The sequence below is a fragment of the Mycolicibacterium pulveris genome, from assembly GCF_010725725.1.
In the GTDB taxonomy this organism is placed as follows: domain Bacteria; phylum Actinomycetota; class Actinomycetes; order Mycobacteriales; family Mycobacteriaceae; genus Mycobacterium; species Mycobacterium pulveris.
In genome coordinates, this window is record NZ_AP022599.1 from 1,834,150 (window position 1) to 1,857,856 (window position 23,707).

Here is a 23,707-nt window from a genome sequence, read left to right on the forward strand (position 1 = left end):
TCAGCCGCGACGCGAGAGAGCGAAGCGCTCCGCCAGGTCGGCCGCCGCGGCGACGCTTTCGCCAGGTTTGGTCATCTTGGCCGCGAGCTGTTGGGCACGTGCGACGCAATCGGGGGCGAGGATGGTCCGGAGGTCTGCGACCAGAGTCTCCTCGGTGGTGGCCGAAAAGCGCCGCCCGGTGCCCACTTTCAGTTTCTTGAGTTGAGCTGCCCAGCAGGCTTGATCGGGCAGCATCCAGAGGATCATCGTCGGTCGCCCTGAGCGCAGCCCCGCGTTGGTGGTGCCCGAGCCACCGTGGTGAACGATCGCGCGGCACGCCGGAAAGATTTCCGCGTAGTTCACCGCGCCCACGATCTTGACGTGCTCGTACCGCGGGACGCTGCCGAAATCCGTCCAGCCCGCACCGATCACCGCCCGCTCGCCGAGCTGGGCGCAGGCGCCCGCGATCATCGCGATCGTGTCGGCCGCGGCAGAATCGAGCGGCATGCTGCCGAAGCCGAAGAAGATCGGCGGAGACCCTTGGGCGATCCATGACGCGATCTCGGCGTCGTCATCGGCAGGAAGCTGCATCGTCAGCGCTCCGACGAACGGCCGTTTGGGGATCTGCTGGTCATTCCAAGCGGCCCATTCGTCCGCGAGCCCGGGGTAACACACCGCGTCGTAGGCCTGAATTTCCATCGCATCCAGTGCGGCGATTCGCTTCGTCCAGTGACCGGTCGTCTTCGGCAAGCCGAGTGCCATGCGCTCGGCGTCGTCGTCGGCCTTGTGTCCGCGCCAAGTCAGCCATTCGGTCGCCGCCATTGTCGCGCGGCCCAGACGCGCCGGCAGAAACGGCACGAGAGAACCGTTGGTGCGAAGCGGGAAATGCTGCAGTGTGGCCAACGCCGTACCGCAACACTCGGCCACGTTGGACGCCACTTCCTCATAGTTCATCCCGGACAGCAGAAGATCGGCGCCCGTGGACAGCGTCAGCAGTGTCTCTCGAACCTGGTCTCGGCACTGGCTGAGGGGGCTCGCGAAATCGTTGAGCAACCTGTTCAGTTCCCGCAGTTGCCAGGGTTTGCTGAAGAACAGGTTCCAATAGTGATGGTGCGGCTCGATCACCGCGGCCAGCGGCGGTCCGAATGGGACCGCCTCGGCACCCGCGGATTCGGCGAAACCGACCAGCTCGGGCCCGACGACCAGGTGGACGGCGTGCCCGCGGCGCACGAGTTCGCGGGCAAGCGCGGCGTAAGGTTCAACTTCGCCGCGAGTCCCCCAGTTCGCCAACACGAACTTCATCAGGTGCGCTGACCCTGCCGGTCCCCGGCCTCCTCGAGGTACCACGGGTTGGCCCGTGCCCATTCGATGGTGCGGCGCAGCCCCTCTTCCAGGTCGACTTGCAGGCGCCACCCCAGCACGCGCTGCGCCTTGGTCGAGTCAGGCACGCGACGGGGGATGTCCTCATAGCGATCCCCGTAGCTCACGGCGGTGTCGAAGGCCTCGGTGCTCGACACCGAGTCGACCTTTGCGATCTTGATGGCCAGGTCGACCGCGTCACGCATGGTCGTTTCGGTCATGCTGCCGATGTTGAACGCCTCACCGATGCCCGCATCGCTGTCCGCGGCGAGCAGGGTGCCTGCCACCGCGTCATCGACATAGGTGAAGCATCGGGTCTGGTTTCCGCTGTCATACAGCAGCGGCTCACGACCGTTGAGAATGCGGTGAATGCTCTTGGAGATCACGAAGATCGGGTTCTGCCGCGGCCCGTATACGTTGAAGAAGCGCACCACCGTGACCGGCAACCCATAGGCGTCGTGCATCGCGAAGACCATGTGCTCGGCCATGGCCTTGCTGGTGCTGTAGCTCCAGCGCGCGGTCCTCGTCGAACCGACAACGCGGTCGTCATCCTCGGACCACGGTGTGTTCGGGTTCTTGCCGTACACCTCCGACGTGCTGGTGAACACGACGCGGGCCCCGTGCCGGTGGCTCAACTCCAACACGTTGCGGGTGCCGATCACGCTGACGTCGACGACCCGCAGCGGATCCTCGACATACTTGTTGACACCGACGACCGAGGCCAGATGGAACACCTTGTCGACGTCGGGGGTGATGGCCGCTTCCAGGGCGGTTCGGTCGGTGACGTCGCCCTGTACGAATCGGAAATTGGGGTGCCGGTCGAAGTCGATACTGGTGTCGCGGGTGTTCCTGGCGAAGTCGAAGACCGTGACCGTGTCACCGCGGTTCAGCAACGCGGTGACCAGGTGTGACCCGACGAAGCCGTAGCCTCCTGTCACCACGACATTGGACATGGTCTGCTCTCTCTGTTCGCTGCAGGTGCGGACGCCGCTCGTCGGCCGATTACCGGCCGACCCCCTTGTAGACGAAGCCGGCGGCGCGCACGGCCGCGGGGTCGAAGCTGTTCCGTCCGTCCAGGAACACGCATCCGGCGGTGGTCAGGTCGGCCAGCCGGGTCAGCGGGACCTGATGGAACTGGCGGTGTCCGGCAAGCACCACCAGGGCGTCGGCGTCCTTGACCGCGGATTCGATGTCGGGCGTCAGCGGGATTTTCGTCACCTCGTGGGCCTCCTCATCGGGAACCCACGGATCGTGGACCGAGAGCTGGCATCCGGATTCTTCGAGCATGGCGATGACGTATTTCGTCGGGGTGAGGCGGCAATCCCCGGTGTTGTTCTTGAACGCGATGCCCAGCACGGCGATCTTGCTCGCCTCGATCGTCTTGCCCTGTGCGGCGAGGAGTTCGGTGAGCAGCCCGTAGGTGTAGCCGGGCATGGTGTCGTTGACGGTCCTCGACGTCCGCGGGATGGCCAGGTCCAGCCCGACGGACTCGCCCAGGTGGTTGAGGAACCATGGATCCTTGGTCAGGCAGTAGCCGCCGACGCCCATGCTCGGCCGCAAGATGTTGACCGGCCCACCGCCTTTCGGCATGGTGTTGGCCGCCTCGATGACCTGAAGGGCGTCCATGCCGAGCTTGTCGCAGAGCTTGGCAAGCTCGTTGGCGAGTGCGACGTTGAGGTCCACCCAGAGGTTGTCGGCCAGCTTGACCATCTCGGCGGTTCGCGGGTCGTCGACGATGACCGAGTCCACTCCGAGGGCGTGTCGCCACAGCGTGGCGCAGGCGCGGGCGCTGCGCTCGTCGACAGCTCCGACCACGACGGGGATGGACGTCAGCTCGTGGATGGCTTGGCCTTCGGCGATCCGTTCAGGACAGAACGCCAGCCCGAAATCGACCCCGGCCCGAAGCCCGGAGGCCTCCTCGAGGATGGGCCGGACAAGGTTTTCGGTGGTGTCGGGCGGCACCGTGCTCTTGAGCACGACGAGATGGCCTTGGCGCAATTGCTCCCCGACGGCCCGCGCCGCGGCCTTGATGTCGTCGACGATGGGCTCGTAGTCCGGGCCCAGCGGGGTGCCGACGGTCACGATGACGAAGTCGTTGTCGGCGATGGCGCCGAAGTCCGCGGTCGCGCGAAGCCGTCCCATTCGGACGCTGTTGGCGACAAGCTCGTCGAGCCCCGGCTCCGGCACGGTGGTTTTGCCCAGGTTGATCTCGTCGACAACGTTCTGCCGCACGTCGATCCCGGTGACCGGCCAACCACGATCGGCCAGCACCGCACCGATCACCGTACCGATGTAGCCGAAGCCCACGATCGCGATGCCGGACCGCATGCCGCGCACCAAAAGGTCGATCTCAGCGTCGCTCCGTCCGAACGCACCTCTTGCCATTGCGGTACCAAGCCCTCCAATTGCCGTGCACGTCCGGTGTGTCAGCGAGCACCCCCCGGTCCCCGCTGACGGGCGCAGTCTAACTAACGCTCGCGTCAACCACCTGGAAACCCCCGGTTTGGGCGTCAGGTCCGATACCTCGTCCCTCGGCCGAGCCGGCAGAGTGCAGCCATGGGGTACGCGCAGGTGCCAGGAGCGAGGCATCGGCCGCTGGCGGGTGTGTCTGTGAACCTCAGCCGCAACGCTGGCCCGCTCGTGCTCGACGGGTGTCGATCCGGTTAGCGTCTCGCGCGCAGCCGAGCGAAATCCTCCACCAAATCAGCAGCGGTCGAGGCACTCTTTGAGGGTCTCGTGATACGCGGAGCGATCTGCCGTGCATGCTTGCGGTACCGAGGAGCAAGGACCCGGCGCAGGCCGGCGTACAGTGACTTCTCGGTAGTGGTCGAAAACCGCTGCCCGGCACCGACTTTCAATCGCTTGAGCTGCGCGGCGAAGAACGGCTGATCGGGCAACGTCCAGAGGATCAATTGGGGAACCCCCGCGCGTAGACACGCTGCCACGGTGCCCGAACCGCCATGGTGCACGACCGCGCGGCACATCGGGAAGATCGTCGCGTAGTTGACCTGGCCCACCACCTTGACGTGGTCGAACCGGGGCGCGGATGCGAAGTCGGTTCCGCCCGCACCGACCAGCGCGCGCTCACCCAGCCGCGCACAAGCGGTGGCGATCATTTCGACCGTTTCTGCCGGTGAGCCGATCGGAACGCTGCCGAACCCGAAGAAGATCGGCGGCGATCCAGCGGCGATCCACTGCGCCACCTCCTCGTCGGCGTCGGTCGGCGACTCGAGCGCCAACGCACCTACGAACGGCCGCGTCTCGTTCCATTCCGCCCACTCGACCGCCAACCCGGGAAAGCACACCCGATCGTAGGCCTGGATCTCCAGCGCACCACGGTCGGCGATGCGCCGCGGAGCGGGCGCGGTGGCCGGATCCAGGCCCAGCTCACGACGCTGCGCGTTCTCGTCATCCCGCGTCCCGCGCCAGGCCGCCCAGTCGTTCACCGTCATCACCATGCGGCTCACTGGCGGCGGCAGAATCGGCATGAGCTGACCGTGGGCGCGGCACGGAAAGTAGTGCAACGTGACCAGCGGCAGATCGAGAGCCTCGGCGACGTTGGCGGCGGGCTGTTCGAAAATCAGCCCGGTCAGGAGGACATCTGCCCCATCGGCGGCCGCCGCCAGCGACGTGGTCATGGCCGCCCAGCAATCGGCGGCGAACTGCTCGGTTTCGCGCGCCATGCTCCGGAGCTCCTTGAGCTTCCAGGGTGTGCGCGAGTAGCAGGTGAAGTACTTGCGTTGCAGATCCAGGATCGGCGCCGAATCCAGGCCGTAACCAATCGCCTCGAGCCCGGCCGAGGCGGCAAACCCGATCAGGTTGGGCGGGACGGCCATGCATACGTCGTGCCCCCGACGCTGCAACTCGCGGCCGACGACGACAGCGGGTTCGACGTCACCGCGCCCGCCATAGCTCGCCAGCACAAATCTCATCGTCGAATCGGCCTTTCAGTCCGTCTTGCGCGCACCGGCAGGAGCACCGGTCATTATTACCGCTTTTTGACGCACTCGTCAGCGTTCGTCGTCTGGGCTGCGCCCACGGTTGATAGGCTGCCGAATCGCCCAGACCCGACCCCGCCGAGCTGGGCCATGCCGCTGAGGAGTTCGGTCTTGGTAGACGGCGAGCTGAGTTCGCGCGAAGCCGAGCGCATCGTGTGGGACGCGATCGTCGTGGGCGCCGGCATGGGCGGCGGCATGTTCGGCTACTCGCTGGCCCGGTCGGGCCGGCGAGTGCTGTTCGTCGAAAAGGGCCGCTCGACGTTGCCCGGCACGCCGGGGACCATCCGGGCCGCCATGCCGGAGCTGGCCGAGCCGACGGCGGCTCGATCCCCCGAGGCCTACTACGCCGCGTTGGCGCGGGCCGGCCGCTCGACCGACGAGGTCGAAGACATCAGCGGCCGCTTCCCCAGACGGTTCGTGCCGTTCATCGGTAGCGGAACCGGGGGATCTTCGGCGCTCTACGGAATGGTCTGCGAACGGTTGTTCGTCGACGACTTCACGCCCCGACAACACTTCTCCGACCCCGGCGATTCCACGGTCCCGGAAGCGTGGCCGATCACCTACGACCAGATGGCGCCCTGGTATGCCGAGGCGGAGAAGCTGCTACGCGTACGCGGCCAAGCCGACCCGTTACGGCCGGAGGCCGCTGCGGTGGGATTGCCCGCCGCGCCGCCGTTCTCGGCCGACAACCGGCCGCTGGTCGACCATCTCTCAGGTCTGGGATTGCATCCCTATCACCTGCCGATGGCCTGCGACTACACCGACGGGTGCGCCACGTGTCAGACCTATCTCTGCGCACGGCCGTGCAAGAACGACGCCGCCCGCAACTGCGTGCTGCCTGCCGTGTCGAATCACGGCGCCGGCTTGTTGACGGAGTGCCGGGTGGTGGGCCTGGACGCCGACCGCACCCGGGTCCGACGGGTGATCTGCGAGCACCCGACGGGTCGCCTGACATTGACGGCGAAGGTGGTGGCGCTGGCCGCGGGTGCGCTGGCCACCCCGGTGCTGCTCCTGGGCTCCCGCTGCGGCGACTGGCCGCGAGGGTTGGCCAACGGGTCAGACATGGTGGGGCGCAACCTGATGCGCCATCTGCTCGATCCGATCGAGATCTGGCCGCGGCCCGACAGCACGATCACCGCCGCCAACAAGGAGATCGGCCTCAACGATTTCTACTTCTTCGAGGGCCAGAAGTACGGCACCGTTCAATCCTTCGGTGCGATACCCCCGATGGAATGGCTCATCAACCGGCCGGGCCCGCGAGGAACGGCCCTACGGCTCATGCTTCCAGCGGTGCGTCACGTTTACGAGAGGTTCTTCACCGGGGGGCTGATCCTCGCCTCGATGATGGAAGACCTGCCCTATTTGGACAATCGGGTGATGCTGCCGGAGAACCCGAGGCCCGACGGCCGCCAGCGAATGCGAATTCAATATCGACTGCGCGCTAACGATCTTCGCCGCCACGCGACCTTTCAGCAACTTTTCCAGGAGGCTGTGAAGCCGTTTCGCAAGCGGAGGTTGGGCAGCGGCAGAGACAACTCCAATATGGGACACGTCTGCGGCACCTGCCGATTCGGCACCGATCCGGCCACCAGCGTGCTGGACCCGCAGAACCGGGCGCACCAAGTCGAGAACCTCTACGTGGTGGACACGTCGTTCTTCCCCTCCAGTGCGGGCTTGAATCCCAGCCTGACCGTCGCGGCCAATGCCTTGCGGGTGGCCGCCCATGTGAACGGGACGCACTTCGCCAACTGACCCGGTTGAACGGAACCGGTCATTCGCGCCGAACCGGGCGGGGCTTGTCTCGGGCGGGCGACCGCTGGAACAAGGAGCCGGGCTAAATTATCAACATCGTCAAAATTTCGGAGAGGAGGAATACTATCCCTGCCATGACACGCCCCTCAACGCCGCGCGCTGACGCCGTCAGGCGGTTGATTACCGCGGACGCTGCGCTCGGTCCAGTCGTGCGGAACACCGTCCAAGGCATCAACAAGCGGCTCTATCCGTACTTGACCCGACGGGTCGACGACAACGTCTTCTTCCTCAATTGGGGTTACGAAGAAGACCCGGCGATGGCCATCCCGCTGGAGGCCTCGGATGAACCCCACCGATACCCGATTCAGCTGTACCACAGCACCGCCACCCAGGCCGGCGGCCTTGCCGGAAAGCAGGTGCTCGAGGTGGGCTGCGGGCATGGCGGCGGCGCCTCGTACCTCGCTCGCGCGCTAGGCCCGGCCTCCTATGTCGGGTTGGATCTCAACCCGAAGGGGATTGAGTTCTGCCGTCGGAACCATCAGGTGCCCGGCCTGGAGTTCGTCCAGGGCAACGCCGAGAGCCTGCCGTTTCCAGCGGAGTCGTTCGACGCGGTGATCAACGTCGAATCGTCGCATTGCTACCCACATTTCGACCGGTTCCTCGGGGAGGTCGAGCGGGTGCTGCGGCGTGGCGGCGCATTTCTGTACACCGACGTCCGACAGCGCTACGAGTGCCCGCGATGGGAAGAGGGGCTGGCCAGCGCGACCGGACTGCAGCTCGTCTCATGGCGGGAGATCAACACAGAGGTGCTGCGGGGCCTCGATCTCAATCCGACCCCGTGGGGTGGCCAGGTGATGGACAGCCTGGTGCCGAAATTCATGCGGCGGGTAGCCCGCCAAGGGGCGCCGGTCCGGGAGTCGTGGATCTACCGGAACCTGGAAAACGGGCGGATGTCTTACCGGATGTATTACTTCGTCAAGGGCTGATCCGGTCCTCGAAGGAAGCCCTGTGCCAGAGCCTCACGAGCCGCATGCTCGCATGGCCACGAGCGAGCTGGGCTAGAAACCACCGCTACCAATCGCCGCACCGTCCCTGCGTCGAGGATAGGAATCGTATGGCGAGCCAACAACAGTCCGCACCAAAGCGGTCGCCCCTGGCGACCAAGCTGCGGATTCTGAACCAGATTGCGTTTGACCGACGCAATACCCGCCTATTTTCCCAGCTGTTCTACCGCTCGACTGGGTCAGAGCCTGAAGAGTACGCCAAGTGGTACTTCAACAATCTGGTGTGGCAGGACACCACCTGGATGGGAATCGAGACGTACAAGTCGCCCTGCGATATGTGGAATTACCAGGAGATCTTGTTCAGCCTCAAGCCGTCTCTGGTGATCGAGTTCGGCACAGCTTTCGGCGGCTCCGCGATCTACTGGGCCAGCGTGATGAGACAGATCGGCAATCCGTTCAAGGTGCTCTCGGTCGATATCGACCACAAGTTGCTGAGGCCACAGGCACGGCGTGATCTGGACGTGGAATTCGTCGAAGCATCATCGGCATCACCGGAGGTTGCCGAACGTATTCGGCAACTCAGAAGCGAGTATCCCGGCAAGGTTTGGGCCATTCTGGACAGCGATCACTCGATGGATCATGTACTCGCCGAAATGAAACTCCTGCGACCGTTGCTGTCGAGGGGGGATTATCTCGTGGTTGAGGATTCGCTCCTCAATGGGCACCCGGTCGCGCCTGAATGGGGGCCCGGTCCATACGAAGCGATCGAAGCGTACGAGAAGGAATTCCCCGACGACTACACGCATGACAGCGCTCGGGAGAACAAGTTCGGCTGGTCGTTTGCGCCGTACGGATTCCTGATCCGCAACTGAAGACGGATTGAGACCTCTCTTGACTCGATCGCTGAAAAAGCGCGGCCTCAACAGTCCCCGTCGATATGAAGTAGGCGGCCTTGGCTCCGGCTGACGGCGTCAGCTCTACCCGAGAGCGGGAGGGTCGTGTCTCTGTTCAGAGCGCGTTCCGACCCGACATAGAGGGCTTACGCGCAGTCGCCGTGGTGGCAGTGGTCGCCTTCCATGCGTCGATCCCCGGCATGGGCGGCGGGTACGTCGGCGTCGACGTCTTCTTCGTCATTTCCGGTTTCCTGATCACCGGGCTCCTGTGGCGGGAAGTGAGCACCACCGGCTCCGTTCGACTACGTGCGTTCTACGGCGCACGGGCGCGTCGATTGCTGCCGGCCTCCGCCACGGTCGGCGTGATCACGATGGCCGCCTCAGCGGTTCTTCTTCCTCCGCTGCAGGCGACATCAGTTCTTTATGACGGCATCTTCAGCGCGCTGTACGTCAGCAACTATCGGTTCGTGCAGGATGGCGTCAACTACTTCGCCGCCGACGATTACCTATCGCCATCGCCATTTCTGCATTACTGGTCGCTCGGCGTTGAAGAGCAATTTTATTTCGTATGGGCACCCCTGTTCCTCGGCACGGCATGGCTCGTCCGACTCATGCTCCGAGCGCGGCGCGAGCCAACGCGCCACCGCGTATCAACGCAACGCCCGTATGTGGTCACCCTTGCCCTTGTCGCGGCCGTCTCCTTTGGAATCTCGATCGCACTCACCAACGTGGCTCCTGCCGCGGCCTTCTATTCCTTGCCCACTAGAGCCTGGCAGTTGGCGACCGGGGGTCTGGTGGCCCTGACCATCGTCCGGTGGCAGCGGTTATCCGCGAAGGGCGCCGCCGCCATGGGATGGGCCGGATTGACACTGACCCTGCTGGCCTGCACCCTCTTCAGTCCGACCACACCCTTTCCAGGCACCGCAGCATTGCTTCCCACCCTCGGTGCCGCGCTGGTCATCGGGGCCGGCTGCGCCGCCCCTTCGCAGGGCTGCGGACGCCTGCTGGGCCTTCCGTCGATGCGGGCTGTCGGCCGCATCTCCTACTCGTGGTACTTGTGGCACTGGCCGGTACTGATCTTCGCTCCGCTTATAGTGGGCCACCCACTGGGGCTGGGCGCTCGAGTGGCGGCCGCTCTGATCTCTGCGGGGCTGGCCTGGCTGACCCTCCGGTTCATCGAGAACCCACTGCGCTTCAACCCGGACATTCGCGATTCGCCGATGCGCAGCCTAGCCCTCGGAGGTGTCGCCACCGCGATCGCGGTGTGCGCTGGGCTGGCGCTTATGAAGACCGTTCCTGCTCCATTGGGACGGGGCGCCCCCGCGCCACCGCTGATTATCAAGGCAGCGCACATCCCCGCAGGATCCGGATCCGGTACGGACGCCTACGAGAGCGTGGTCAGCGAAGCGTTCTCCCAAGTACAGGATGCCGTCGCCGCTTCCGCCGGCCTCGAAGCCGTGCCGTCAAGCCTGGAACCGCCGCTTGTCAATGCCGCAGCCGAAGACAAAAGTGTGTACCTCAACGGCTGTATGCGCACGTTCTTTCAGACGGGGCACCCTGAATGCGCTTCGGGCGATACCTCCTCGACCACCACCGTCGCCCTGATCGGCGACTCGCATGCCGCGATGTGGTACCCGGCTTTACAACGGCTGGCCGAGGAGCGGCGCTGGCGACTTGAGACCTTGGCCAGGGCCGGCTGTCCGATACTGGATCTACCCGTGTACAGCCCTGTGCTGCGTCGGGAGTACACCGAATGCCACCAATGGCGTGACGACATCATCGCACGGCTACGTGGCGATGCCCCGCGGCTAGTCGTTCTCAGCAATTGGCGCGGTTATGGTTCGTCCGGTTGGGAGTCGGGTTTCGTTTCCTATGACTCGGCGTGGCTGGACAGCCTGACGCGGACCGTGCAGAGACTGCGTGACAATGGATCACAGGTGCTGGTGCTCGGTCCAATCCCCGACCCACAATCAGTGGTTCCCATATGTTTGTCCGGCCACCTCGACGACGCGACCGCATGTGCGCCTTCACGATTGACCGCGGTCAACGCTTCAGGTATCAGTGCGGAAGCCGCCGCTACCAATGCGGCCGGTGGGCAATATGCCGATCTCACCAACTTGTTTTGCGCCTCGGAACGATGCCCCGTGATCGTCGGCAACACGCTGGTCTACTTTGACCGGAACCACATGTCGCTCGAGTATTCGCGCGCGTTGGCCCCAGTAATCGGCGCCCTGATCGACCTCGCTTTAGCTCACAAGTGATGGCTGCTGGCGTCGCAGTTGGCGACCACGGCCATGGCACAACCGATACGGCTCATTCCAACTGCTCGACCCGTGAAACCTTACGTCTGAGACGCGATTTCAACGACATCGCAGGCTTCTCGACAAGGAACCAACTCAAGGCAGCCAACGGCAAGGTGATCGCAGCGGCGATGATCCCGAAGACGGGAGGCGCGAGAAAGCCAAGCCCGCCGATCACCAGTATTTGCTGCATCGGAAACGCGTAGATATAGACGCCATAGGACAGATCTGTCCGCAGCCGGAATCGGGGGTTGCGAATCAGAGCACCCGAAACGACAAGCGCGTACGCCAGCGAGAAGGCGGCAATCCACCGGTAATTCGGCAGCAGACTGGCCACGAGCACGATCGCCACGCTCAGCCCGACGTAAGACCATCGTGCGGGTATGACGTTGCGGACTTGATAGAGCAACGCACCGGCTAGGAACATGACCGCGAACCGTGCGGCCGCCCCTTGCGCTATCAGCATCTGCGTCGCCGCATCCAGGGGAGGGCGCTCGTCGGGGGGTGCTTCGACGATCGCGCTCATTGACGGCAGCCTGGTGGACCAGAGCACCGCCAACGCCAGCAGCATGGGGATCACCCACCGCCGCCGCAGCAGCCCGGTGATTCCAAGAATTGCAATTGCGATGTAGCACAACGCTTCCCAGTACAGAGTCCAAAGAGAACTATCCCATTCTCCCGGCATTGGAACATCCAGCGGCGTTCCAGAGATGTCGCTTTGTTTGATCAGGAGTGCGCAGTTGTTGACGACGTAGCCGATCGGCCCGGACGACAGCAGCAATTTGCCTGGCGAGCCACCCTGCATCGCGACGCCGATAGGTGCGATGACGAATGCGACAACGATCAGGCATACCCAGAATCCCGGAAGGATGCGGAGCCCTCGAGCGACGAAATATTCGCGAATCCTAGGTCTTTTGAACCAGCTCCAAGTGATGAGAAATCCGGAAATGGCAAAGAACCCGTCCACCCATACATCTCGCATCAGCTGGTGGGCCGGTTCAAACGATATCTGACGACCGGTGACAAGCCAGGAGTGCCACAGTATGACGCCCGTCGCCATCACCAATCGCCATGCATTCAGCGCGTTGTTGCGGGGGTCGAATTCGTCTACCAGCGTCCGCTTTCGCCGGCGACTGACGTGTTCGCCTTCGTTGTCACCGATGACCCTCGGGTCGGCGCTCAATTCCGAACCCCGTTCACTATGGCCGCCTTCCGCTGCTAACAAACACGGCTGGCGTGTACGAAGTTCTCGACGAGGTCGGTGGCGGTGATAGCGCTGTCTGCCGGCTTCGTCATTTGGGCCGCCAGCGCGCGTGCCCGGTTCCGGTAGTCCGGGGCCAGTATCAGTTGCAGATCCGCAACCAATTTCCGCTCCGTAATGGTCGAGAACCGCCGCCCGGTACCAACTTTCAAGCGCTTTAACTGAACGGTTCGCAACCATTGGTCGGGCAGCGTCCAGAGACCCACCTGCGGTACTCCGGTACGCAGGCACGCGGCGATGGTCCCGGCACCACTGTGATGGACCACCGCGCGGCAGGCGGGGAAGATCGTTGCGTAGTTCACTTGGCCCACCACTTTGACGTGTCCCGGACAGGTGGTCGCGCCGAAGTCGGTCGAGCCCGCGCCCACCAATGCCCGCGCACCCAGCTGCTCGCACACTGCGCTGATCATCGCGACCGTATCCGTTGGCGATCCAACCGGAACGCTGCCGAAGCCGAAAAAGATCGGCGGCGTTCCCTCGGCGATCCACGACAAGACCTCATCATCGGCGTCTGTCGGCGCCTCCAACGTCAGCGTGCCGACGAAGGGGCGTTGCTCGCCCCAATTCGCCCACTCAGCCGCCAGCCCCGGAACCACCACCTCGTCATACGCCTGGATTTCCAGGGAGCCACGGTGTGCGATCCTGTGCGGCCAGGGCTTTGTCGCCTTCGGCAGACCCAGCAATCCGCGCTGGATCTCCTCCACTTGTTTGACCGGACCCGCCCACGAAACCCACTCGTATCCCTTCATGACCGCACGACCCAACGGGGCCGGAATCAGAGGCAGGATCTTGCCGTTGGCGCGGGTCGGGAAGAAGTGCAGGGTCGCCAGCGGAATGTCGTAGTACTCAGCAACGTTGGCAGAGAACTGCTCGAAACCGAACCCGGCGACGATCGCGTCGGCCCCCTCCGCTAGGGAGGTGAGAGTCGAGAACGCTTCCTCCGTCCAGCACTGAGTCACGATCCGACCGATATCGCGCCCCAGCCTTTCGAGATCTCTTGATTTCCAAGGGTGTTGGAAGAAGCACGTCCAGTAGTCGCGTTGCGCGTCCATCATGACCTGCGAGTCCTGACCCCAGGGAATCGCCGTCAGCCCGGCCGCCTCCGCAAAGGCGATCACGTTAGGCGGGACCGCAATGCTCACGTCGTTGCCCCTTCGCAGCAACTCGCGGCCGACGACGATGGAAGGCTCGACATCGCCGCGAACGCCGTGGCATGCGAGCACAACTTTCATAGCGGATCAGCCTTTCGCCTCATGCGCGTAGGCAACGCCTGAGCAGGGTCATTATGGCGTCATTTTTGACGTTAGCGTAAGCGTTGTCAGACGAATCCCGGGCAGGAATCGTGCGGGCCAATCCAGCCCGGCGGCTGACGACATCGCGGCCCATCTCCTGCTTTCAACTCGGCTGCCGGATGGGCAGGCCCGCCGCGCGATAAACGGCGTCGATGACGGACATGTTCTCGACCGCGTCCTCCGGGGTCGTCCGTACCGGTTCCCCGCGCAGCACCGCTGAAGCAAAGGTGTCCAGCTGGTAGGAGTAGGTCGCTCGGCGGGGGAAGCGCTCAACGCGCCTGCCGTTGGCGGATCGGATCGACAGCACAGGGAAAAGGTGGGGTGCAGCGGGGCTGAGCACCCTCAGCCTGCCGGCATCGCCCACCACGCTGGCCGTCGCCCAGAACAGATGCCCCGACCACAGCGCGCAGCGGAGCCGGCCCGTGTGCCCGGCGGGGTAGCGCAGTTTTGCCGACATCGCGCGGTCGACACGCGGCTTCTGCAGCTTGGCTTGCGCTGACACGACCTGTGGGGTGGAGCCGCCGAAGGTGCGTGCGATATTGGCGACGTAGCTGCCGGCGTCCATCATCGCGCCACCAGCGAGCTCGTAGTTGTAGCAGTTGGCGTTGAAGGTCGGCAGCAACACGCAAAGGCTGACGTCGACGTGCTGCAGTGTGCCGAGCTCCCCAGAGGCGATGATCTCCTCTACGCGGCGAGTCAACGGATGGTGACGGAACTGGATGGCCTCCATCACCACTCGATCGGATTTCGCTGCCAGATCGGCGATTTCGCGGGCTTCGGCGGCATTGGCGGTGAACGGTTTCTCACACAGCACGTGCTTGCCCGCGGCGAGGGCCGCCTTGGTCCATTTGCCGTGCATGCTGGTCGGCACCAGCACGTAGATGGCGTCCAGATCAGGATCGTCGACCATCGCCTCGTAGCTGCCGTATGCCTTTGCGATGCCATACTTGGCCGCGAAGGCCTCCGCGCTCGGAACATCGCGCGACGCGGCAGCCGCGATCACGACCTCGGGGTTTCCCTTTGCCGGGTTGATGATCGTCGTCGGTGCAAAGCTCGAAGCGCCCAAGATCCCGATCCGTATCGGGCCCGCCTTGTCGGGCATGGCTTCACTCTCCTATGTCAAGCCGTGCAGTCTTGCTGACCGAGTCCGGCTACTGCGACCGGTCCGCCTTACGCGACCCAGAGAGCGCAGATCCCCGGTCGCCGTTGCCGCCGCCAGCAACGGTCGCGGCCGCGCTAGGCGATACTAGAAGACCTTCTAACTACTACGTCAGAAATTGACAATATCGTCAATAGCGTCGGCGCGGTAGCAGTGCCGGTCGACATCATGTGACCCGGCATTCCTCCCTCAGCATGGCTCGCGAACCGGAAGGCCCGCGGCGCGGTAGATCGAGTCGATGACGGTCATGTTCTCGACGGCGTCCTCCGGCGTGGTCGGCACCGGCTCGCCCCGCAGAACCGCCGCCGCGAAGGCATCCAGCTGGTAGGCGTAGGTCGGCCGGCGCGGAAATCGCTCCACCCGATTTCTGCCATCAGCGCGTACCGAGAACCGGTGGAAAACGTGGGGCAAAACCGGGTTGAGGACCCGCAGCTCGCCACGATCACCGACCACGTTGACGCTTATCCTCAGCAGGTCGGAGGACCACATCGAACAACGAAGCCGGCCGATGTGGCCCTCGGGAAATCGCAACTCGGCCGTCATCGCCCGGTCCACCAGGGGATCACGCAATTTGGCGTGCGCCGAAACAACCTCCGGCGTCGAACCGCCGAAGGTCCGCAGCATGTGCACCGCGTAGCAGCCGGCATCCATCGTCGCGCCCCCGGCCAGTGCGTAGTCGTAGCGGATGTTCGAAAACCGCGGCAGCGGAAAGCAAAATGCGACGTCTACGCGTCGCAGCGTGCCGAGCTCACCGGCGGCGATGATCTCCTCCGCACGCAGTGCGAAAGGGTGATAGCGATAATGGAATGCCTCCATCACCACCTGATCCGACTTCGCCGCCAGATCGGCGACCTCGCGGGCTTCAGCCGCATTCGCCGTGAACGGTTTCTCGCACAGCACATGCTTTCCCGCTTCCAGCGCAGCCCGAGTCCATCTGCCGTGCAACCCATTTGGCAAGGGGATGTACACCGCGTCGACATCCGGATCGGCGATCATCGCCTCGTAGCTGTCATGTACCCGGTTGATCCCGTGCTTGGTGGCGAACTCCTTGGCACGTTCGACATCGCGCGCGGCCACCGAGCCCACCACGACGTCGGGGTTGGCCTTCGCCGGGTTGATCAGCGCCGCCGGAGCGATCTGGGCCGCTCCGAGCACGCCGATCCGCACCTGTTCTTTCACTAGCCGTCGAACTCCAGCAGCGTCAAGGACGCAATCGTTGGCCAGTTGGCACCAACCCACCACCGCAGCAACCGATGGAGCGGCGACACCCGAGTCTTCGACAACAGCGTGTCGAACAACGGTCCGCGGCCGCGCGGCAACCGAACGTCGTGCACCGCACGAACCCCGGGCACACTGTCGGCCAACCTTGCGCGCTCACGCCCGGTGAGGCTGAACGGCGTCAGGGGCCAATCTCCACGCAAAATCTTCCACAGCCGTGGACGGCCGGCCAGCAACGCCTGCGACTTGGGCGGCAGGTCGAACATCAGCTGCCCCCCGGGGAAGCGGCGTGCACATTCTCCGATCAGGTCCAGGGCCTCACCGGGCTCCAGGTACGGCAGTAAGCCTTCGGCGGTGACGAACACGCCGTGCCGAGCATCCACCTGATCCATCCAGGTGAAATCCAATACCGACTGGGCGCATGCCGCCATCCGCGGCGAAGTCGGTAGCAGCCGCTTCCGTAACTCGATGATCGGCGGCAGGTCCACCGTCAGCCAACGAAATTCATCGCTGTCATCGGCGGCATCGACGCGCCAGAAGCTGGTCTGCATTCCTTCGCCGAGGGCGACCACGGTGGCCCTGGGGTGGTCCGAAAGATAGGCGTGAGCTGCACGGTCGAATGCCAGCGCACGCAACGCAAGGTCTTGGCGGTCGGCGGAAAGCTTGAATTTGCTGAAGTCGTACTCGATCGAGTCGACCACGCTGACGGCCAACGGGTCATCGATGATCGCATCGGCGCGGCGTGCTTCACTCGCACGGCACCACAACGTCACCAGCGCTGTATCGGGTAGTGGCATGACCTCAGTCATCGAACCGGTGATCTCTGCATAGCTCATCCACTCCACACGCTCAATTCGCCGAGCCTAGGCCGCCAACGTGGCCGTGATGAAGGGTACGTCAAGCACGCGATCGGTAGACCCGTTACGAATCATGGGTTGTGGGTTGTCACCTAGACTTTGGCCCGTGTGTGCCGCTGGGCTCTGGCGCCGGGTGAGGATCCGGCCTCGCGCGACCAAGGCACCGGCCAACCAGAGTGCGCGCCCCAGGGTTGTGATGATCTCGAACGTCGCCACTTTCGGCGGCGGCGGAGTCGTCGGATTTCGGGACATGCTGTTGGCGGTGCGAACAAAGCGGCCGGACGTGGATCTCGTCGCGGTCATCGGACAGAAGGGCGACGTCGCACAGCGCTGCGTCGACGACGGCATTGACACCAAGATCGCCTTGACGCCCTGGTGGGCCTTCGGCAAATGGTGGCGCTTGCGCGGCATCGAACCGCACGCGCTGATCGGCTGGCTGCCCTACACCGTGTTGCTTCTGCCGGGCATCGCGCAGGCACTGGTGTTCTTCATCCGACACCGTCCGACGGTAGTGCTCACCAACACCATGACCGTGCCGTCGCACGCCATCGCCGCCAAGATTCTCGGCATCCCGCATTACTGGATGGTCCGCGAATTCGGCCGAGACGACCATGGGCTGTGGTTTCTGTTCGGATATCGCACAACGATCCGCCTGGTCGGCCGGCTTTCGGAATCGGTGCTCTGCAACTCACACGCCGTCGAGCAGACAATGCTCGCGCTGGACCCCGCGATGACAACACATGTGCTCTACCCGGTCGTGGACACCGCGCTGGGCACACCACCGCAGCGGCATCCCCACGAGCGCATGCGCACGATCCTGGTCGGCTACTTCTCTGCGGCCAAGGGACAGCACCTGGCCGTCGAGGCCATTGCCAACGCCCGAAGCGCCGGTGTCGACATCGAGCTGACACTGGTGGGCGCCGGAAGCCACGAACCACTTCGCCGCCTTGCCCGCCGCCTGGGCGTCGACGACCTGGTGACCATCCACCCACCGACGCGCGATCTGGGCCCCTTCTGGGCGGCCGCGCACGTCGGCCTGATGTGCAGCCAGCGTGAAGCATTCGGCCGCGTGACCGTCGAGGCGATGAGAGCCGGCCTGCCGGTGTGCGGAACCAACTCCGGCGGCACCCCAGAGATCATCAAACCCGGCGTGGGCGGGTTGCTCAGCCCGCCGGGAGACGCGCACGCTCTCGCCGTCAACCTGATGACCCTCGAGGCTGACGAAGACCTGCGCCGCAGCCTGGCTATCGGTGCCCTAGAAACGTCGCAACGCTTTGAACGCGACCATCACGACAGCGAACTCGTCGCCATCCTCGGCTTGTCTTGATCGGCGGCGTCCCGACGGGCACCGCGGTCACCGACGAAGTCCTGATCGGTATCCGTCGACTCAGTCGACCTGCCGGCAACGGATGCGGACCGCAAGGCAGGGCTGGGATCGACATCGGTCGTCGACGAGGCCTTCGCATCAGCGTCATCCGGAAAGGTGTCATCCGCGAAACGTGAGTCGGGAGACCCGGTATTTTCGCTGTCCGATGACGACTCCACCGATTCGGTTTCGTCAGTCGACTCCGTGATCTCCGCGTCGGCATCGCCCGCCGATTCAGACGACGTCGGCTCCCCGGTGACCATGTCGGCTGCATCGATGGACGCGAATTCCGGGCTGTCCGATGGCAATTCCGCGGAGGTCGGGCCAACTGGTGGATCCACACTCTCCGCGCCGGCAGTAATGGCGGCAGGTTCGGGAATCTTGAGACCTCCATCCGATCCGCCGACGCCGTATGGGCCCGGCCTGAGAGTCCCCAGTGGACGGACTCCGAAGAGCGACTCGATCCCGTTGTCCATGCCGATCGGGACCGCCAGGAGGAGGTTGGTGGCCAGTTTGATTGGATTCTCGAAGTACAGGACGTCGAACGGGGTCGGTACTCCTGGACTGATGCCGCGGTTGTAGGCCGACTCGATCATCACGCGCAGCACCGGATCCCACGAGTCGGCCAGTGCGGGGCCGATGACGGGGATGCTCTGGATCGGCTTCAGCACGGGGAGAATCTCGGATGGGAACAAGTAGAAGCGGGTGTCTCCGTATTGCCCCTGATCTATCACCCCGGGGTCGTCGAGGCTGTGATCACCGTATGTCGTGTGGAAGAGGAGCACTCCCATGTATGCGTTGACGGTGGCGAGCAGGTTCAGCGGATTCAATGGAAAATCCGAGAAACCGTCGTACTGAATCACGGCATTCGCCGTGAAGTGCTGAGTGTCAGTCGGAATGGGCATGTTGATCAGGTCGGCGTCGGGCCAACGTCCGAACAAGAGGAATGTCATCAATCCGGTCGTGTCTCGTGCGCCCAGTCCGCCGTTCGGCCGTGGGGCGCCGATCACCACGAACGAGACGTCGGGGCCTTCACCCTCACCGTACTCGGCGGCCAGCCGCGCTTTTTCCAGCATGGCGATGGCGGCGCTCTGCGAATACCCGAAGACCACAAATGTGTCAGAGGGAGACGGCGCTGTGGACTCCATTTCTGTGTTGTAGTCACAGACGTTGGAGCTGATACAGCTGTGGAGGCTCGCCAATCCTTGGCTGATCGACTCAGAAATCGGCAACTGCCCGTAGTTCGGCCAGTCTTGCTCTGGCGTGATGACGGCGACGCTGTTGTATGGCCCTTGGGGGATCCCGGTGGGGATCGTTGCCGCCGACGCGGGCGACACGAAGTTGTTGACCGCGTCGTCCATGTACTGCTGCACGTACGGAGCAGTGTCGGGTGGTGTCGACAGTGGGTGTCCTGTGCCACCCATGATGAGAACGGTGGTACTCGCCAGCGCGACGAAGGCGAATGTCATGGACGCGACGAGAACCACGACCGCGGTCGCCAGGACTGCGGGAACGGTCGCCGCAGCGGCACGAAGGGCTACGCGCATCCTGAGTTCCCCTAGTCTCAGCGAATCCCCCGCGACTTGCCATCACGCGGAGCAGCGACCATTATGGCGCATTATTATCGATCGCGTAAAATACTCTGTTGCTGCTCCGCCCTCGTGTAGACGTTCGGTCGTTGAGGCTGCCTCGGCGTTGATAGCATCCCGAATCGCCCAGACCAGGCGAGTGTTGGGCCATCACCCTGAGGAGTGGTTGTGCCTGACGGCAACGTGACAGGCCGGGACGCAGAACGCATCGAGTGGGATGTCATCGTCGTGGGTGCCGGTATGGGCGGCGGGATGCTCGGGCACCGGCTGGCACGGGCAGGCCGCCGGGTGCTGTTTGTCGAAAAAGGACGCTCCACCCTGCCGGGGACATCCGGAACGATCCGCTCGGCGATGCCCGAAGTGGCCGAACCACAGGCATCCCGATCCAAGAAGACCTACTACGACACGCTGGCCCGCGCCGGCCGCAGCACCGACGAGATCACCGATATCAGTGGCCGCTCACCCAAGCGGTTCGTGCCGTTCATCGGCAGTGGAACCGGCGGATCGTCAGCACTCTACGGCATGGTCTGCGAACGGTTCTTCGTCGACGATTTCACGCCCCGCCAACACTTCACCGACCCGGGCGAGTCCACGGTGCCGGAGTCCTGGCCGATCTCCTACGACCAGCTGGCACCCTGGTATGCCGAGGCGGAGAAGCTGCTTGGGGTGCGCGGCCAACCGGATCCCCTGCGACCGGAGGCAGCGGACGTCGGCCTGCCCCCGGCCCCGCCCTTTTCCCCCGACAACCAGCCGCTGGTCAACTATCTAGCAGGACGCGGTCTGCATCCTTATCACCTGCCGATGGCCTGTGACTACACCGACGACTGCCCGACGTGTCAGGCCTACCTCTGCCCGAAACCGTGCAAGTACGACGGCGCGCGAAGCGGTGTACTGCCCGCCGTCACCGAGCACGGCGCCCACCTGCTGGCCGAATGTCGGGTCGTGCGGCTCGAGTCAGACCGCAGGCGGGTACAGAGGGTGATCTGTCAGCACCGCTCCGACATGCTCGCGCTCCGAGCCAAGGTGGTGGTGCTGGCGGCCGGCGCGCTGGCCACTCCGCTGCTGTTGCTCAACTCCCGCGATGGAACTTGGAGCCGTGGGCTGGCCAACGGGTCAGACATGGTGGGCCGCAACCTGATGCGCCATGTGATGGACTGGATCGCGGTCTGGCCGCAACGCGGGTGGAAGATCACGGCGGAGAACAAAGAAATCGGGTTGAACGACTTCTATTTCATGGACGGCGAGAAGTACGGCACGGTGCAGTCCGCCGGTTCGATGTCCTCGCTGGCGCCCCTGGACATGATGATGAACCAACCCGGCTTGGCGCCAAGCGTGCTGCGCATGACGAGGGCGGCCGCGCGGCCGATCTACAACCAGTTCACCGGTGGCGGACTGGTGCTGGCCGCGATCATGGAGGATCTCCCGTATTCGGACAATCGCGTCCTGCCCAGCGATCGGCCGAGTGTCGACGGCCGCCAACGCCTGCGACTTCAATACCGCCTGCACCCCAACGAGATCGACCGTCGCACGGTGTTCTTGCGCCGGCTCAAAGAGGTTCTGCAGCCCTTCCGTACCCTCACGCTGCGCACCGGCGCGAACAACGCGACGCTCGGGCACGTCTGCGGTACCTGTCGCTTCGGTACGGACCCCGCCACCAGCGTGCTGGACCCGCAGAACCGTGCACATGAAGTGGACAACCTCTATGTGGTTGATGCTTCCTTCTTCCCGTCCAGCACAGGCCTTAACCCCAGCCTGACCATCGCAGCCAACGCCCTGCGGGTGGCCGAGCACCTCAACACCGCACATTTCGCCACATGACCGGATCGTCGAAGCAACAACCTCGCGAGCGCCGATAGCATCGAAAACGTGGATCTGTTCGTGCGCGAATCCGGTCCGGTCGATGCGCCAGCCATCGTCTTCCTGCACGGCGGGCTCATGAGCGGCTGGACGTGGGCACCCGTGGTCGAACGACTGCCGCGATATCGCTGTCTCGTGCCGGATCTGCCCCAGTACGGCAAGAGCGTCGACCTGGGACCGTTCGAAATGGCCCGGGCTGCCGACGCGGTTGCTGAGCTCATCCGCACCCGGACCAGCACCGGCAGAGCGCACGTGGTGGGGTTTTCCCTCGGCGCCCAGGTGGGCCTTCAGTTGCTGGCTACCCAGCCGCAGACGGTCGACCGGGCGGTGTTCACCAGCACCTTCGTCAATACGATGCCCGCGGTGCACCTCGCTCGGCGCCTGGCGGGACTTTTCGCCCGCACTACCGTGTTCCGCTGGGCCCTGATCTCCCGCTATTGGGATGCCCACGACGCGGCCCAAAACGAGGGCTACAGGCGGGACGCGCGTCTCAATTCGGGTAGGCAGTTCGCCCACATTGCCGTGGCATCCGCAGGATTCACCGTCCCCCTGGGACTTGAAAAGGCGTTCGCGCCTGCACTATTCGTTACCGGTGACAAGGAGTTGCGGCTCCTCCGTCGCTGGGCTGCGGTGCTGACGCGGTCAATGCCCAATGCAGTGGACAGACTCGCGGCCGGTATGGGCCACAACTGGCCGCTTCGCAATCCTGATCTCTTCTCCCACGTCGTCGATGCCTGGCTCACCCAGACCGCCCTGCCCGCTGAGATCGGGCCGGCGTCGCCGCAGCAACCGGTTGGCGACTACGCCGGCTCCCGGACGGGAAGGCCGGCAGCGCGATAAACGGCATCGATGACGGTCATGTTCTCGACCGCGGCCGCCGGTGTCGTCTTCACCGGCTCGCCGCGCAGCACCGCCGAGGCGAACGCCTCCAGCTGGTAGTCGTATGTGGTCCGGGGCCGAAAGAAGCGCTCCACACGTCGGCCGTCCGCGGATCGAACCGAGAACTGTTGGAAAGGGATCACCGGGTGAAGTCGCAGCTCGCCCCTGTCACCGACCACCTTGGCGGTGTAGTGCGGTGGGGCGCTGGACCACAGCGAACAGCGCAGGCGGCCAGTGTGTCCGTCGGCGAAGCGAACCTCGGCCGTCATCGCCCGATCGATCTTGGGGTCTCGCAGTTTCGCCTGCGCCGAAACAACTTCCGGGGTGGAACCGCCGAAGGCGCGGAGCATGTCCACCACATAGCTCCCGAGATCCATGAGCGCGCCGCCGCCAAGAGAGTAGTTGTAGGCATTCGATGAGAACTTCGGTAGCCAGAAGCAGTCAGCGGCCTCGATGCGCTGCAGTGTGCCCAGTTCACCAGAAGCGATGATCTGTTCCACACGGGACGCAAAGGGGTGATAGCGGTAGTGAAACGCCTCCATCACCACACGGTCCGACTTCGCGGCCAAGTCGGCGATTTCGCGGGCTTCAGCCGCATTGGCCGCGAACGGCTTTTCACACAAGACATGCTTACCCGCCTCGAGCGCCGCCCGGGTCCACCTGCCGTGCAGCGCATTCGGCAGCGCAATGTAGACCGCGTCCACTTTCGGGTCATCGATGAGCGCCTGGTAGCTACCGTGTGCCCGATCGATGCCGTGCTTGGCGGCGAATCGTTGCGCACGTGAGAGGTCACGTGCAGCGATGGCGGCGACGACAACCTCGGCATTTTTCTTTGCAGGCTTGACAATTACGGCAGGCGCAACGCGGGCAGCTCCCAGAATGCCGATCGCTATTGGACTTCCGTTGTCAGGCATAGGCCTGGTGCCACACCGAAAACAGCTCGA

At 64.3% G+C, this 23,707-nt stretch carries 18 protein-coding genes; 7 read left to right on the plus strand and 11 right to left on the minus strand.

The window, feature by feature from the left end; genetic code table 11:
• From G6N28_RS08970 to G6N28_RS08985, 4 genes are all read right to left on the minus strand, one after another.
• Positions 1-1,281 carry a glycosyltransferase gene (locus G6N28_RS08970; RefSeq protein ID WP_163899520.1) on the minus strand — a complete coding sequence of 427 codons (1,281 nt, stop codon included), beginning with the start codon at positions 1,279-1,281 and terminating at the stop codon, positions 1-3.
• The gene (locus tag G6N28_RS08975; protein ID WP_163899522.1) at positions 1,281-2,291 is read right to left on the minus strand and encodes an NAD-dependent epimerase/dehydratase family protein; all 1,011 of its coding nucleotides are present in this window, start codon (positions 2,289-2,291) and stop codon (positions 1,281-1,283) included. The genes G6N28_RS08970 and G6N28_RS08975 overlap by 1 nt, the downstream gene beginning before the upstream one ends.
• Positions 2,292-2,340: 49 nt before the next feature.
• Positions 2,341-3,666: a nucleotide sugar dehydrogenase gene (locus G6N28_RS08980; RefSeq protein WP_235674517.1), complete on the minus strand. Its 1,326-nt coding sequence runs from the start codon at positions 3,664-3,666 to the stop codon at positions 2,341-2,343.
• Between the two features lie 335 nt (positions 3,667-4,001).
• Positions 4,002-5,270, minus strand: coding sequence for a glycosyltransferase (locus G6N28_RS08985; RefSeq protein ID WP_163899526.1), 1,269 nt, complete (start codon positions 5,268-5,270; stop codon positions 4,002-4,004).
• A gap of 156 nt (positions 5,271-5,426) precedes the next feature.
• On the opposite strand from G6N28_RS08985, the gene G6N28_RS08990 reads away from it, so the two are divergent.
• The 4 genes from G6N28_RS08990 to G6N28_RS09005 all read left to right on the plus strand — a co-directional run bounded on the left by G6N28_RS08990 (position 5,427) and on the right by G6N28_RS09005 (position 11,246).
• Positions 5,427-7,088, plus strand: coding sequence for a GMC oxidoreductase (locus G6N28_RS08990; protein ID WP_163899528.1), 1,662 nt, complete (start codon positions 5,427-5,429; stop codon positions 7,086-7,088).
• A 209-nt stretch (positions 7,089-7,297) separates the two neighbouring features.
• On the plus strand, positions 7,298-8,074 hold the full coding sequence (locus G6N28_RS08995; protein WP_235674519.1) for a phthiotriol/phenolphthiotriol dimycocerosates methyltransferase: 777 nt from the start codon (positions 7,298-7,300) through the stop codon (positions 8,072-8,074).
• 128 nt (positions 8,075-8,202) lie between these two features.
• Entirely contained in the window at positions 8,203-8,964 is a 762-nt protein-coding gene (locus G6N28_RS09000; protein ID WP_163899532.1) for a rhamnosyl O-methyltransferase, read from the plus strand.
• 80 nt (positions 8,965-9,044) lie between these two features.
• Positions 9,045-11,246, plus strand: coding sequence for an acyltransferase family protein (locus G6N28_RS09005; RefSeq protein ID WP_163899534.1), 2,202 nt, complete (start codon positions 9,045-9,047; stop codon positions 11,244-11,246).
• A gap of 52 nt (positions 11,247-11,298) precedes the next feature.
• Here G6N28_RS09005 and G6N28_RS09010 read toward each other — a convergent pair whose 3' ends face one another.
• The 5 genes from G6N28_RS09010 to G6N28_RS09030 all read right to left on the minus strand — a co-directional run bounded on the left by G6N28_RS09010 (position 11,299) and on the right by G6N28_RS09030 (position 17,051).
• A complete protein-coding gene (locus G6N28_RS09010; protein WP_235674748.1) occupies positions 11,299-12,345 on the minus strand; it encodes an acyltransferase family protein in 1,047 nt (348 codons plus the stop codon).
• A gap of 158 nt (positions 12,346-12,503) precedes the next feature.
• Complete coding sequence (locus tag G6N28_RS09015; protein ID WP_163899536.1) at positions 12,504-13,778, minus strand: glycosyltransferase; 1,275 nt, start codon at positions 13,776-13,778, stop codon at positions 12,504-12,506.
• Between the two features lie 163 nt (positions 13,779-13,941).
• Complete coding sequence (locus G6N28_RS09020) at positions 13,942-14,940, minus strand: Gfo/Idh/MocA family protein (RefSeq protein ID WP_163899538.1); 999 nt, start codon at positions 14,938-14,940, stop codon at positions 13,942-13,944.
• A gap of 246 nt (positions 14,941-15,186) precedes the next feature.
• Positions 15,187-16,176, minus strand: a complete 990-nt coding sequence (locus G6N28_RS09025) for a Gfo/Idh/MocA family protein (RefSeq protein ID WP_163899540.1) — start codon at positions 16,174-16,176, stop codon at positions 15,187-15,189.
• Positions 16,176-17,051 carry a class I SAM-dependent methyltransferase gene (locus G6N28_RS09030; protein ID WP_235674521.1) on the minus strand — a complete coding sequence of 292 codons (876 nt, stop codon included), beginning with the start codon at positions 17,049-17,051 and terminating at the stop codon, positions 16,176-16,178. Before G6N28_RS09030 ends, G6N28_RS09025 begins: the two co-directional genes overlap by 1 nt.
• A 217-nt stretch (positions 17,052-17,268) precedes the next feature.
• Between G6N28_RS09030 and G6N28_RS09035 the strand changes: the two genes are divergently transcribed.
• A complete protein-coding gene (locus G6N28_RS09035; RefSeq protein ID WP_163899543.1) occupies positions 17,269-18,399 on the plus strand; it encodes a glycosyltransferase family 4 protein in 1,131 nt (376 codons plus the stop codon).
• On the opposite strand, the gene G6N28_RS09040 is transcribed toward G6N28_RS09035, so the two are convergent.
• A complete protein-coding gene (locus G6N28_RS09040) occupies positions 18,360-19,907 on the minus strand; it encodes a PE-PPE domain-containing protein (RefSeq protein ID WP_163899545.1) in 1,548 nt (515 codons plus the stop codon). The genes G6N28_RS09035 and G6N28_RS09040 overlap by 40 nt on opposite strands.
• Before the next feature lie 288 nt (positions 19,908-20,195).
• Between G6N28_RS09040 and G6N28_RS09045 the strand changes: the two genes are divergently transcribed.
• A complete protein-coding gene (locus tag G6N28_RS09045; protein ID WP_163899547.1) occupies positions 20,196-21,845 on the plus strand; it encodes a GMC oxidoreductase in 1,650 nt (549 codons plus the stop codon).
• 48 nt (positions 21,846-21,893) lie between these two features.
• On the plus strand, positions 21,894-22,724 hold the full coding sequence (locus tag G6N28_RS09050) for an alpha/beta fold hydrolase (RefSeq protein WP_163899549.1): 831 nt from the start codon (positions 21,894-21,896) through the stop codon (positions 22,722-22,724).
• Here G6N28_RS09050 and G6N28_RS09055 read toward each other — a convergent pair.
• On the minus strand, positions 22,685-23,677 hold the full coding sequence (locus tag G6N28_RS09055) for a Gfo/Idh/MocA family protein (protein ID WP_163899551.1): 993 nt from the start codon (positions 23,675-23,677) through the stop codon (positions 22,685-22,687). The two genes, G6N28_RS09050 and G6N28_RS09055, sit on opposite strands and share 40 nt — an antisense overlap.
• Positions 23,678-23,707: the final 30 nt, after the last annotated feature.

Excerpts from the sequence above, each read along its gene's own strand:
- G6N28_RS08980 (WP_235674517.1), bottom strand. The coding sequence starts at position 3,666 with ATGCGGTCCGGCATCGCGATCGTGGGCTTCGGCTACATCGGTACGGTG.
- G6N28_RS09030 (WP_235674521.1), bottom strand. The coding sequence starts at position 17,051 with ATGAGCTATGCAGAGATCACCGGTTCGATGACTGAGGTCATGCCACTA.
- G6N28_RS09035 (WP_163899543.1), top strand. The coding sequence starts at position 17,269 with ATGATCTCGAACGTCGCCACTTTCGGCGGCGGCGGAGTCGTCGGATTT.
- G6N28_RS08975 (WP_163899522.1), bottom strand. The coding sequence starts at position 2,291 with ATGTCCAATGTCGTGGTGACAGGAGGCTACGGCTTCGTCGGGTCACAC.
- G6N28_RS08990 (WP_163899528.1), top strand. The coding sequence starts at position 5,427 with ATGCCGCTGAGGAGTTCGGTCTTGGTAGACGGCGAGCTGAGTTCGCGC.
- G6N28_RS09000 (WP_163899532.1), top strand. The coding sequence starts at position 8,203 with ATGGCGAGCCAACAACAGTCCGCACCAAAGCGGTCGCCCCTGGCGACC.
- G6N28_RS08985 (WP_163899526.1), bottom strand. The coding sequence starts at position 5,270 with ATGAGATTTGTGCTGGCGAGCTATGGCGGGCGCGGTGACGTCGAACCC.
- G6N28_RS09015 (WP_163899536.1), bottom strand. The coding sequence starts at position 13,778 with ATGAAAGTTGTGCTCGCATGCCACGGCGTTCGCGGCGATGTCGAGCCT.
- G6N28_RS09055 (WP_163899551.1), bottom strand. The coding sequence starts at position 23,677 with ATGCCTGACAACGGAAGTCCAATAGCGATCGGCATTCTGGGAGCTGCC.
- G6N28_RS08970 (WP_163899520.1), bottom strand. The coding sequence starts at position 1,281 with ATGAAGTTCGTGTTGGCGAACTGGGGGACTCGCGGCGAAGTTGAACCT.
- G6N28_RS09040 (WP_163899545.1), bottom strand. The coding sequence starts at position 19,907 with ATGACATTCGCCTTCGTCGCGCTGGCGAGTACCACCGTTCTCATCATG.
- G6N28_RS09020 (WP_163899538.1), bottom strand. The coding sequence starts at position 14,940 with ATGCCCGACAAGGCGGGCCCGATACGGATCGGGATCTTGGGCGCTTCG.
- G6N28_RS09010 (WP_235674748.1), bottom strand. The coding sequence starts at position 12,345 with ATGGCGACGGGCGTCATACTGTGGCACTCCTGGCTTGTCACCGGTCGT.